This window comes from Enterococcus sp. AZ126 (assembly GCF_051714545.1).
In the GTDB taxonomy this organism is placed as follows: domain Bacteria; phylum Bacillota; class Bacilli; order Lactobacillales; family Enterococcaceae; genus Enterococcus_L.
Genome location: NZ_JBIOSB010000001.1, coordinates 239,465 through 252,176, shown reverse-complemented (window position 1 = coordinate 252,176; position 12,712 = coordinate 239,465). Strand labels below are relative to the sequence as shown.

Annotated in this window: 10 protein-coding genes; 1 reads left to right on the top strand and 9 read right to left on the bottom strand. The window is 36.4% G+C overall.

Features of this window, described 5'->3' with window-relative positions; all coding sequences use genetic code 11:
* Positions 1-98: 98 nt before the first annotated feature.
* From parC to IGI43_RS01195, 3 genes are all read right to left on the bottom strand, one after another.
* The gene (parC, locus tag IGI43_RS01205) at positions 99-2,570 is read right to left on the bottom strand and encodes a DNA topoisomerase IV subunit A (RefSeq protein WP_438755992.1); all 2,472 of its coding nucleotides are present in this window, start codon (positions 2,568-2,570) and stop codon (positions 99-101) included.
* Positions 2,571-2,582: 12 nt separating this feature from the next.
* A complete protein-coding gene (gene parE / locus IGI43_RS01200) occupies positions 2,583-4,658 on the bottom strand; it encodes a DNA topoisomerase IV subunit B (protein WP_438755991.1) in 2,076 nt (691 codons plus the stop codon).
* 123 nt (positions 4,659-4,781) lie between these two features.
* Positions 4,782-5,207 carry a CoA-binding protein gene (locus IGI43_RS01195; RefSeq protein WP_438755990.1) on the bottom strand — a complete coding sequence of 142 codons (426 nt, stop codon included), beginning with the start codon at positions 5,205-5,207 and terminating at the stop codon, positions 4,782-4,784.
* Positions 5,208-5,323: 116 nt separating this feature from the next.
* On the opposite strand from IGI43_RS01195, the gene plsY reads away from it, so the two are divergent.
* Positions 5,324-5,950 (top strand): glycerol-3-phosphate 1-O-acyltransferase PlsY, encoded by a 627-nt coding sequence (gene plsY / locus IGI43_RS01190; protein ID WP_438755989.1) that lies wholly within the window; start codon positions 5,324-5,326, stop codon positions 5,948-5,950.
* Positions 5,951-5,993: 43 nt separating this feature from the next.
* On the opposite strand, the gene IGI43_RS01185 is transcribed toward plsY, so the two are convergent.
* The 6 genes from IGI43_RS01185 to trmFO all read right to left on the bottom strand — a co-directional run bounded on the left by IGI43_RS01185 (position 5,994) and on the right by trmFO (position 12,672).
* The gene (locus IGI43_RS01185) at positions 5,994-6,869 is read right to left on the bottom strand and encodes an aldose 1-epimerase family protein (protein ID WP_438755988.1); all 876 of its coding nucleotides are present in this window, start codon (positions 6,867-6,869) and stop codon (positions 5,994-5,996) included.
* A gap of 12 nt (positions 6,870-6,881) precedes the next feature.
* On the bottom strand, positions 6,882-7,673 hold the full coding sequence (gene codY, locus IGI43_RS01180) for a GTP-sensing pleiotropic transcriptional regulator CodY (protein ID WP_438755987.1): 792 nt from the start codon (positions 7,671-7,673) through the stop codon (positions 6,882-6,884).
* Between the two features lie 182 nt (positions 7,674-7,855).
* The gene (hslU, locus tag IGI43_RS01175; protein WP_438755986.1) at positions 7,856-9,259 is read right to left on the bottom strand and encodes an ATP-dependent protease ATPase subunit HslU; all 1,404 of its coding nucleotides are present in this window, start codon (positions 9,257-9,259) and stop codon (positions 7,856-7,858) included.
* 15 nt (positions 9,260-9,274) lie between these two features.
* Entirely contained in the window at positions 9,275-9,823 is a 549-nt protein-coding gene (gene hslV / locus IGI43_RS01170) for an HslVU peptidase proteolytic subunit (protein WP_438755985.1), read from the bottom strand.
* A gap of 391 nt (positions 9,824-10,214) precedes the next feature.
* Positions 10,215-11,114, bottom strand: coding sequence for a tyrosine recombinase XerC (gene xerC, locus IGI43_RS01165; RefSeq protein WP_438755984.1), 900 nt, complete (start codon positions 11,112-11,114; stop codon positions 10,215-10,217).
* A gap of 232 nt (positions 11,115-11,346) precedes the next feature.
* On the bottom strand, positions 11,347-12,672 hold the full coding sequence (trmFO, locus tag IGI43_RS01160; RefSeq protein ID WP_438755983.1) for an FADH(2)-oxidizing methylenetetrahydrofolate--tRNA-(uracil(54)-C(5))-methyltransferase TrmFO: 1,326 nt from the start codon (positions 12,670-12,672) through the stop codon (positions 11,347-11,349).
* Between the last annotated feature and the right edge of the window lie 40 nt (positions 12,673-12,712).

Sequence of the window (12,712 nt, the reverse complement as noted above, 5' to 3'; positions counted from 1 at the left end):
GCTACATTATTATGAAGTAAGAAATCTGTTATAAAAAAACGAGCAACTGTACTAGTACAGTTGCTCGTTTTTTCTAATTCTATAGAACAGTTAGTCTGTTATTTAGACTCTTCATTCGTTTTTGCTTCTAATTCTGCCGAATGCATTTCGTGCACTTCCAAAATCTCACCATCTTGTTTTTCATCAAGCATAAATGAGCCATTTGATGTTCGATCATTGATTGGGTATTTTTCAGAATCGATTGTATATTGTTGTCCATTTTGTGTTGTAACTAATAATTCTAATGGACTACTTTCTGACATAAATGTTACGCGATGAGGATTCTTTTTCAATTCTCTTAGAACCATCAATCCACGTTTTGCACGTCCGAGTTGTGGCAATTCTTGAGCCAACATTCGTTTGATGCTTCCTCGTTGTGTCAACAGTACAATTGGTGTGTCACCATCTTCTTGGACCAATAAACCATTTACTACATAGTCTTGATCTTTCAAGTTCATTGCTTTAACACCAGCAGCTTTAGCACCAACGACTGGTACTTCTTCTAACGGATAGCGCAAACCAAATCCTCTATGACTAACTAAAAATACATCTAAGATCTTTTGTTCATTTGTTAAATAAACATTAACGATTTCATCAGTTTCTGATTTTAATTTCATACAATTTGTCGGACGACTCTTATACGTTCTCCATGGTTCAAAATCGGTCATTTTACTTTGTTTGATCATACCTTCTTTTGTCATGAAAACAAATGTTTTCGTTGGAGAAAGTTCTTTGTAAGTATAAACGGCAATGATCGATTCATCGACTGACAGATTTAAAATAGCTTGCGAAATATGTTCTCCTATTTCTTTCCATCTTAAATCGGGAAGTTCATGAATTGGACGATAGATCACATTTGCTTTATTTGTAATCAGTAAAATATGATCTAAGGTATTAACTTCCCCTGTATAAAGCAAGAAGTCCCCTTCTTTCATTCCTACCTCTTCTGGTTTAGATGCGCTGTATGAGCGTAGGCTGCTTCGTTTGATATAGCCTTCATGCGTAACCGTTACAATAACGTCTTCTTGGGCAACTAAAACCTTCGTATCGATCTTGATTTCTTGGATTTCGTCTTCGATCTGGGTTAAGCGTGGATTTCCATATTGTTTTTTTACTTCACGTAATTCTTTTTTCATCACATTGAATAATTCTTTTTCGTCACTTAGAATTTTCGTCAACTCTGTTACAAGTTGATTCAACTCCTCTGCTTCTTTTTCAAGTTGTGTGATATCCGTATTTGTTAATCGGTATAATTGTAATGTAACGATTGCTTCTGCTTGTTCTTCAGTAAATGCGTAGGCTTTTACTAAATTCATCTTAGCATCTTTTTTATCTTTACTTCCGCGGATCGTTTCGATCACTTTATCTAAGATCGATAAAGCTTTGATCAAACCAGCAACGATATGTTGACGTCTTTTGGCTTTATTCAATTCAAATTGACTTCGGTTGGTGATGACTTGTTTACGGTGAGCAATATAGCTATCTAAAATCCGTTTTAGTCCAACCTGCTGCGGTGTCATATTGTCGATTGCTACCATATTAAAGTTGTAATTGATTTGTAATTCCGTATTTTTGAAAAGATAGTTCAAAATACCTTCAGCATTTGTATCTTTTTTCAATTCAATCGCAATCTGTAAACCAGTACGATCACTTTCATCACGAACTTCAGCGATACCGTCGATTTTTTTATTCAAACGGACCTCATCCATTTTTTTCACTAATGTCGCTTTGTTGACTTCATAAGGAATTTCAGTAACTACAATTTGTTGTTTTCCACCTTTTAGAGGTTCGATTCTGGTTTTTGAGCGCAGAATCACTTTTCCACGACCCGTTTCGTAGGCTTTCTTGATTTCTTCTTTTCCTTGTAAAATACCACCTGTCGGGAAATCTGGTCCTGGAATAAATTCCATTAGTTTGTCTAATGTCGCATTAGGATGATCAATCAAATAAATCGTACCATCAATGATTTCAGCTAAGTTATGGGTAGGAATTTCAGTTGCATAACCTGCTGAGATTCCTGTAGAACCGTTCACAAGTAGATTAGGATATTTCGCTGGTAAAACAGTAGGTTCTTTTTCGGTATCATCAAAGTTCCAAACAAAATCAACTGTTTCTTTTTCGATATCTTTTAATAATTCACCACTTAGTTCAGATAAACGAGCTTCTGTATAACGCATTGCAGCAGGCGGGTCACCGTCCATACTTCCGTTATTCCCGTGCATTTCAATCAAGACTTCTCGAAGTTTCCAGTCTTGACTCAACCGAACCATTGCTTCATAAATACTACTGTCACCATGAGGATGATAATTACCCATGATATTTCCGACAGATTTTGCAGACTTTCTAAAACTTTTTTCAAAGGTATTTCCATCTTTATTCATGGAAAATAAAATTCTACGTTGTACAGGTTTTAATCCATCACGAATATCAGGTAGGGCCCGTTCTTGAATGATATATTTGGAATATCTTCCAAAACGATCGCCCATTACTTCTTCAAGCGTTAATTCTTGAATATCCTGGCGTTTTTCCAAATTTGTCACTCCCTACTCTAAATCGAATAAACTGATCTCGGCAGCTTCTGCTTCAGCATTTTTACGTTCAGTTTCTTCTTTTTTTTCTTCATCTAATACTTCATTTGAAATAGATGGGGAAATTTCTATTTCGCCATCTTTTCTATCTAAGATGCTGCCATCTTCTTCCAAGGTAAATTGCACATGTCGTTCGATCCATTTTCTTCTAGGCTCTACTTTATCGCCCATAAGCGTCGTTACACGGCGTTCTGCTTGAGCCGCATCATCTATTCTAACCCTAATCAATGTACGTGTCTCAGGGTCCATTGTAGTCTCCCACAGCTGATCTGCATTCATTTCACCTAAACCTTTGTATCGTTGAAGCATATATCCTTTGCCGACTTGTTCAGTCACGCTGGATAATTCTTCATCTGTCCAGGCATATTCTGTTACAGCTTTTTTGCCAATTCCTTTTGATACTTTATAAAGAGGCGGTAACGCGATATAGATTTTGCCTGCTTCGATCAATGGTTTCATATAGCGGTAAAAGAATGTTAAAAGTAAGACTTGAATATGGGCACCATCGGTATCCGCATCGGTCATGATAATGACTTTATCGTAATTACAGTCTTCAATTGAAAATTCTGGCCCAACGCCTGCGCCAATTGTATAGATCATTGTATTGATCTCTTCATTTTTCAAAATATCCTGCATTTTAGCTTTTTCCGTATTTAACACTTTTCCCCGCAAAGGTAAAATCGCTTGGAATTTTCTGTCTCGACCCTGTTTAGCTGAACCGCCAGCAGAATCTCCTTCGACTAAGTATAATTCATTTCTTTTAGGATTTCGTGATTGCGCTGGTGTTAATTTACCAGATAAGAGAGATTCGCCTTTTTTCCGTTTTTTACCATTTCGGCTTTCTTCTCGCGCTTTGCGTGCAGCTTCTCTGGCTTCTCGCGCTTTGATTGCCTTACGAATCAATTGTTGGCTCATTTCACTATTTTCTTGTAAATAAAAGCCCATTTGCTCTCCGACAACATTGTCCACAGCATTACGTGCCATTGGTGTCCCTAATTTTTCTTTAGTTTGACCTTCAAATTGCAATAGGTTTTCTGGAACACGGATTGATAATACTGCCGCTAACCCTTCACGGAAGTCACTACCTTCGAGGTTTTTATCTTTTTCTTTTAGCAAACCGACTTTTCTTGCATATTCATTGTAAGCTTTCGTCATAGATGATTTCATACCCACTTCATGAGTACCACCATCTTTTGTCCGCACGTTGTTTACGAAAGAAAGGACATTTTCTGAATAGCCATCATTATATTGGTACGAAAGCTCAACTTCGATACCATCTTTTTCGCCTGAAAAATAGACGACGGGCGTCAAGGTGTCTTTTTCTTCATTAAGATAGGCTACGAATTCTTTGATCCCTTCATCATAATGAAAAACTTCTTCTTTTAGTTCGTCACCTCTAAGATCAGTTAGGGAGATTTTTACGCCTTTTAACAGAAATGCTGATTCTCTTAAACGTTCTGCTAGTGTATCGTATGAAAAATGTATTGTTGAAAAGATAGTATCATCTGGAAGGAAAATAACTGAAGTTCCATTTTTTTTATTCGTTTTACCAACTTTTTTTAAGGTTCCGACAGGTTTTCCACCATTTTCAAAACGTTCCATATATTCAACGCCATCACGGACAATACGTACTTCTAACCAACTGGATAAAGCATTTACTACACTGGCGCCCACACCATGAAGTCCACCCGAAGTTTTATAACCGCCTTGTCCAAATTTACCGCCGGCATGAAGAACAGTGAAGATCACTTCTACAGTTGGGATTCCAGATGCGTGCATACCAACTGGCATTCCACGACCGGAGTCGGTGATTTTGATACTATTGTCTTTTTGAATCGTTACGCTGATTTCATTTCCGTAACCGGATAATGCTTCATCTACTGCGTTATCAACGATTTCATAGACTAAATGATGTAATCCACGGCTATCTGTGGAGCCGATATACATTCCTGGTCTTTTTCGTACAGCTTCCAATCCTTCTAAAACCTGGATGGAGGCGTCATTGTATTCATTGTTTACTTTTTTCGCCAAAGAAAAAACTCCTTATACTTGAATTATAGGGCCAAAGGCCACATCATTACAATAATACTCTAAAAGCTCTCAAAAAAAAAGAGCTTTCCAAAACGGCCACTCTTTTCTTATGATACTTTACGTCTATTTAGGCATTTTAGCTAATTCAATTTTAATGCAACGATTCATTATAATAGCATTTCTTCCTGCCTTTTTCAACTTATCGTAAGCTTCTTGATTTTCTAACCCTAGTTGAGCCCAGAAAACTTTTGCATTTGTTTTTAAGAATTCATCTGCCACTTCTGGTAAAAATTCACTTCTACGGAAAATATCAACGATGTCGATTTGTCCTGGTATGTCTTGTAATTTTTCGTAGACTTTTTCACCAAGAATTTCTTGCCCGACTAAAGTTGGATTTACAGGAATGATTTCATAACCATATTCTTGCAGTAATTCAGCTATTTTATAGCTTGTCCGGTCTTCTTTGGCACTTAGTCCAACGACCGCGATTCGTTTTGCTTGTTTTAAGTAATCAATTATTTGTTCTTGTGATGGGTTTTCTATCGGCATTTTATTCATCCTTCCTTATTTCTCTTAATTTCATTATACAACGAATAGATAATTATTGTTAGCTGTTTCTATTCATGATAGAATAAATGCTAGTTTGAACAGAAAGAGGTTACTTAATGAAATTCTTGGTGCTATTAATTATAGCTTATCTACTTGGTTCCATCCCTTCTGGCGTTTGGGTTGGAAAATTATTTTTTAAAAAAGACCTTCGGCAATTTGGTAGCGGTAATACAGGAACAACGAATACGTTTAGAGTTTTAGGAAAAAGAGCGGGTATAGTTGTTTTATTAATGGATATTTTAAAAGGAACATTAGCAACTTGTTTACCTCTGTTGTTTTCTTTGAATGTTAATCCTTTAGTTTTTGGTGTTGCCGCAGTTTTGGGTCATACATTTCCGATCTTTGCCAAATTTAAAGGAGGAAAAGCTGTTGCCACAAGTGCAGGGATGATATTGGCATACAATCCAGAATTTTTTGTTTATTCTGCCTTGATTTTTATTATTATATTATACATTACCAGTATGGTTAGTTTGACCAGTATGATCAGTGCTGTACTTATTACGCTTTCAACGGTTATTTTACCGTTTTCTATCCCTGCTATTCTTCCTAAATTTGATTGGTTATTAACAACAATTGCTTTAGCTTTGACTGTTTTTATTTTTATTCGTCACAAAGATAATATAAAAAGAATCAAAGATGGCACTGAAAGTCGTGTACCATTTGGTTTAGGTGCTAAAAAATAAAAACTAGGATCCGAAGCAGCATAAGCTTTGGATCCTAGTTTTTTTATTTAGTAGTAAGTGTATAGTGTGTTTTAAAAATATCTGCTGCTGTTAATTTGTTGATCCCTTTTTTGTCAACGAGATTTCCTGTTGCATGTACTTCGTCAGCAATGCCGCACCACGGTTCGATGCAAACGAATGGTGCTTCTTGTGGATAAGGAGACCATATACCAACGTAGGGCATATCCGTATAACTTAAACTAATACTGTGAGGTCCTTCATCCGTTTCAATCGTAAAGGCGTTTACACCTTTCGTTTCAAAAATAATTGCGTCGTCTTTGAATAATTCTCTGCGAATAGCAAGACTAGTATTCGTTTGACCTAGTGTTTTATGCTCAAAATCTGCTAAAGGCCCTACTAACGGGATCTGAGTGCGCGATTTTTTTGGTGAAAAACTTAAATAGTAATCATCAAATGTCAATTCTGGTTCTAATGGAACATTAAAGGCAGGATGACCACCGATTGAAAAGTACATATCACTCGTACCTGTATTTTCAATTTGATAGTGAACGACTAAATTATTTTCTTCTAATGCATAAGAGAGAATCAATTCAAAATCAAATGGATATACTTTTTTCGTCTCTTTATTACTTTTTAGTGACAACGAAACTAGTTCAGAAGCATGTTCGATCACTTCAAAAAGGCTATCTCTAGCAAATCCGTGTTGACTCATTGGATAGGTCTGATTTTCATAGGTGTATTGATCGTCTTTTAAACGACCAACAATCGGAAATAACACTGGAGCATGTCGTCCCCAAAATGCTGGGTCTCCTTGCCAAATGTACTCAATATTATTTTCCTTTGATTTCAAGCTCACAAGTTCAGCGCCATCTTCAGCAATTGTCGCAATCAGAAATTCATTTTCGATTTGTACAGTCATCGTTATTCCCCCCTACTTGTTATCTTTTTCTAATTCTTTAATAAACTGTTTGTTCAAAACTTTCAAATACGTCCCTTTCATTCCCAATGATCTAGATTCAATGATACCGGCAGATTCTAATTTTCTTAATGCATTTACGATTACTGAGCGGGTAATCCCGATTTCATCGGCAATACTTGAAGCCGTTAATCTACCTTCTTCACCATCTAATGCTTTAAAAATTGCCTGGACCGCTTTCAATTCGCTGTAGGACAAAGTATTGATTGCCATTTGTACGGCAGTTGCACTACGAACATTAGCTTCGATATTTCTTGATTGTTGATAAAGAATCTGCATCCCAACAACAGTGGCGCTGTATTCCGCTAATACCAAATCTTCATCATCAAATGATTGCTCAACTCTTGCTAAAATAATCGTTCCTAAACGTTCACCAGCACCGAACATTGGCACGATCGTTGTTAGACCAAAGGGATATTTTTCACGTAGTTCGACAGGAAATGCAGTCAAATCACTAGTGATTGAAATGTTCGCTTCTGTTTTATTCAAGTTGTCTGCAGCATCAGTATAACTTTGAGGAAAGCGCTTTTCTTCAAACATATGTTTTACACGTGCATTATTAACGTCAAGTTTTTCATTATACCCTAACAAAACCCCTTCGTTACTGATAATATAAGCATTACTATCTAAGACATCACCTAAAATCACTGCCATCTTGTCGTAAGGCAATTCGGCTTTTTGATCAAATGTGTTTTTTTGTTGCAAAAGCTTATTGATTTGACGTGTTTTTTCTAATAAAGTAGTCATTTTTACTCCTCCTAATTTAAAAGCTGAAAGAGCGCATTCAGCCTTGAGAGGAAAATAGGAAAAATAACTGAGATGTCGTTTATCTCATTTATTTTTTATCTTTTTCCCAAAAGGCTAGCTCTTAAAGCTGGATATACGTGGTAAGAACAGTCCGCTTTACATCGATCTTGCTCTAGATGATCCTAGAGAATATAGCGACTTAAATCTTCATTTTGTACAATACTATTTAGTTTTTCATTCACATACGCTTCTGTGATCGTAATTTCACCCATCTGCATATCAGGCGCTTCAAATAATAAATCTTCCAGTAAACGCTCTAAAATAGTATGCAGGCGACGGGCTCCGATATTATCCGTATCTCTGTTCACGTTAAAGGCGATATTCGCAATTCTTTCGATGGCTTCTTTTGTAAAAATCACCGTAACATTTTCCGTACCAATCAAAGCAATGTATTGTTTGATCAAAGCATTATTTGGCTCAGTTAAGATTCTTATGAAGTCATCTGCAGTTAAATCATCTAGCTCAACGCGAATTGGGAAACGACCTTGTAATTCAGGAATCAAGTCACTTGGTTTAGACAAATGAAAGGCACCTGATGCGATAAATAAAATGTGATCCGTTTGAATCGAACCGTATTTTGTATTGACTTGTGAGCCTTCAACGATAGGTAAAATATCACGTTGTACACCTTCACGTGAAACTTCACCTGAATTTTGCTGACTCTTTGAGGTAATTTTATCAAATTCATCGATAAAAATGATTCCACTGCTTTCAGCTAAACGAATAGCTTCGCTATGAATATCTGCCTCTTTAACGATTTTGGCAGATTCTTCTTTTACTAATAGTTCCTGAGCTTCTTTAACTGTAACGGTGCGTTCAACCTTTTTCTTAGGTGATAATGCACCTAATGTTTCATTTAAATCGATACCCATTTGTTCCATGCCATTATTCATAGCAGGCATTGTTTTTTTAGGTTCTTCTATTTCGATCGTTACTTCACGATTGTCCAGAAGACCTTTCTCTAGCTGCTCCAGAATCGTTTTACGATTAATTTTGATTTCTTCGGTGACATCTTCTTGTGTTTCTTGCGGCTGCTGGGCATTATTGAACATTTGCATCATTTGCTCAAACTGATTATTCGATGTTTGTTTTTGTTCTTTTTTGATGCCTGGTACAAGCACTTTTACTAAACGGTTATTGGCTTTTTTCAGGGCTTGAGAGTAAACGCGACTATATTGTTTTTTTTCAACGATTTGAATCGATTGTTCTACTAAATCACGAACCATTGATTCTACATCGCGACCAACATATCCTACTTCTGTAAATTTAGTCGCTTCTACTTTAATAAAAGGAGCATTGACGATTTTTGCCAAACGTCTAGCAATTTCTGTCTTCCCTACTCCGGTAGGACCAATCATTAACATATTTTTGGGTGTGACATCTTGCTGCATTTTTTCTTCAAGCTGTAAACGACGGTATCTATTTCTCAAGGCAACTGCGACAGATTTTTTTGCGGTTTCTTGTCCAATAATATATTCATCTAGTTCTTTAACGATTTCTCTTGGTGTTTTGTTTAGTTCGTTCATGGTCATATCCCCCATCTATAATTCTTCTACAATAATATTGTGATTTGTAAAGACACAAATATCGGCAGCAATACTCAACGCATTTTTAGCGATTTCTTTAGCAGACATTTCTTTGTCTCCGTAATGCTTCATCGCACGAGCTGCAGACAGGGCAAAGTTACCACCTGAACCAATTGCTAAAATGCCATCATCTGGAGTGATTACTTCACCCGTTCCAGAAACTAGCAACATTTCTTTGTCATTCATCACGATCAGCATAGCTTCTAGTTTTTGCATAGATTGCTGCGTTCGCCATTCTTGTGCTAATTCAACTGCTGCTCTTGTTAGATTGCCATTGTATTCATTTAGTTTACCTTCAAATTTTTCTTCCAATGTAAAAGCATCTGCGACACTTCCCGCAAACCCAACAACAACTTCGTCATTATAAATTCTACGGACTTTTTTAGCCGTTCCTTTCATAACAACAGATTCTCCCATTGTTACTTGACCGTCACCAGCCATTGCAAATTTCCCATCTTTTTCAACAGCACAGATTGTTGTTGAATGAAATTGTGATTCAACCATTGTTATTCCTCCTGATTTAAAAGCGTAGCGGGCTCGTTCAGCTCTGCCAGAAAAATAGGAAAATATGAGGGTGGCGCTTTTTGCCACAATCCTATTTTATCTTTTTTCTAAAGAGTTAGCCCGTGAAGCTAGATAATGTTAAAAGTACAGCGGGCTCGTTCAGCTCTGCTAGAAAAATAGGAAAATATGAGGGTGGCGCTTTTTGTCACAATCCTATTTTATCTTTTTTCTAAAGAGTTAGCCCGTGAAGCTAGATAATGTTAAAAGTACAGCGGGCTCGTTCAGCTCTGCTAGAAAAATAGGAAAATATGAGGGTGGCGCTTTTTGTCACAATCCTATTTTATCTTTTTTCTAAAGAGTTAGCCCGTGAAGCTAGATAATATTTCCTACGTTATGCACGAGGATGAAATGTTCGATAATTTTTTTGCAAGCTTTCTTTTGTTACATGAGCGTAAATCTGTGTGGTAGACAAGTCAGAGTGCCCCAATAATTCCTGAACCGTACGCATATCTGCACCGTTATTTAGTAAATGTGTTGCAAATGTATGCCGTAACATGTGAGGATGGATGTCACTACTCAATGTGCTTTTTTTGATAAGCTGATTCAAAATATACTCAACACCTGTTGGAGTAAGCTGTTCACCATGATGATTAACAAAAACAAATGTATGCTCTTGATGATATTTTTCCATTAAAACAGCTCGTCCTTTATCCAAATATTCTTTGAGTGCATCTGAAGCAAAAGAACCAAAAGGCACATATCGATCTTTATTTCCTTTTCCATGAATCAATAATACATTTGTAGAAAAATCAATTGACTCTACTGTTAGGTTTGTACATTCACTTACCCGAATACCGGTGCCATAAAGGATTTCTAGTAATGCTTGATTTCTGAAATCTAAAGGTTTTGTTCCTGTAGCACTTTCAAATAAAGCGTCCATTTCCTTTTCATAAAAGAAACGAGGAAGTCTCAACTGCTTTTTCTTCATGTGGACATAAGAAAAAGGATTTTCTTTGATTACTTCATTTTTAAGTAAGAATTGATAGAACGATCGTAAACTAGCAATTTTTCTACTAATAGAATTTCGACTGTATTCTTTATCATAGAGAAAACTTAGGTAGGTACGAATATCTAAATGGTCAACACTTAAATAATTAGCTTCACCTGAATCCTTTAAAAAATCAAAAAAATTATGCATATCTTCTTCATAAGCAATTTTGGTTTTTATAGAATAGCCACGTTCAACAATCAAATAGTTTAAAAATAGCTCTGACCAATTTTTCTCATGCATAGATCTTCCTCCAATAAATTACAAAGTAACTTTAGCATACCCATTTTGAAAAGACAAATGAATTGTCAGAATTTAATCAATATTTTCAAATTAGGTAACAATTTATTCATATTTAGCTTTAAATACGCATAAATTATAAGCGTAATTTAATCTATTATTCCAACCTAAAAAAACAAAAGAGAATGAGAAAAACTAAAAAAATAGTTTTTCTCATCCTTTAAATCGAGCTACTTTAATTATTTTGTTCTACAAGATCAAACTCTTGTGTTACTTCTGCTAATGTCGTAAGCGCTCTGTCAGCGATTGCTTCATAGCGTTCTTTTTTGTCTCTAATTCTCTCTGGTAGCTCAGGGAATAAACCAAAATTAGCATTCATTGGTTGAAAATGTTTGCCTTCTGCATGCGTAATGTAGTAAGCCATACTTCCTAAAGCAGTTTCCCTTGGGAAAACAATAATTTCTTCCCCTTTTGCCAAACGTGCAGCATTCATTCCAGCGAGCAAACCACTAGCAGCGCTTTCTACATAGCCTTCAACGCCGGTCATTTGACCTGCAAAAAAAAGATTCTCTCTTTTTTGTGATTGGTATGTTGGTTTCAATAATTCTGGGGAGTTCATAAAACTATTGCGATGCATCACACCATAACGGACAAATTCAGCATTTTCTAATCCTGGGATCATCTGGAAGACACGCTTTTGTTCTCCCCATTTTAGATGTGTTTGGAAACCGACCAAGTTGTACAACGAAGCTGCCGCGTTATCTTGACGTAATTGGATTACCGCATAAGGACGTTTACCCGTCTTAGGATCTTCCAATCCAACCGGTTTTAAAGGACCAAATAACATCGTTTTGATACCGCGTTTAGCCATTACCTCGATTGGCATACATCCTTCAAAGAATTTCTCTTTTTCAAACGTCTTTAAAGGAACAACTTCAGCTGAAATCAATGCTTCGTAAAATGCGTTGAACTCTTCTTCAGTCATTGGACAATTTAAGTAGGCCGCCTCGCCTTTGTTGTAGCGAGATTTCAAGTAAACTTTATCCATATCTATCGTAGCTTTGTCAACGATGGGAGCTGCTGCATCATAGAAATAAAAACCATCTGAGCCATTAAACTCTTTGATTTGTTCAGCCAATGATTCTGAAGTTAGTGGTCCTGTTGCGATAATCACGATTCCTTCAGGGATTGCTGTAATTTCTTCATTTTTTACAGTGATAAGTGGATGATTTTTTATTTTATCTGTGATTTCTTGTGAAAATGTATCACGATCAACAGCTAAAGCACCTCCCGCTGGTACAGCAGTTTTATCTGCGCTGTGGATAATCATTGAATCTAAACGACGCATTTCTTCTTTTAACACACCAACAGCATTTGTTAAATTGTTTCCTCTTAATGAATTTGAACAAACTAACTCAGCAAAATTTTCTGTTTGATGTGCTGGTGTATTTTTTACAGGGCGCATTTCATAGAGTGTCACTGGAACGCCAGCTTGTGCAACTTGCCAAGCTGCCTCGCTACCTGCTAAACCTGCCCCTATAACTGTTACAGAAGTAGTCATATATTTCCTCTTTTCTTCAAAAAACCAACGAGATTTCCCG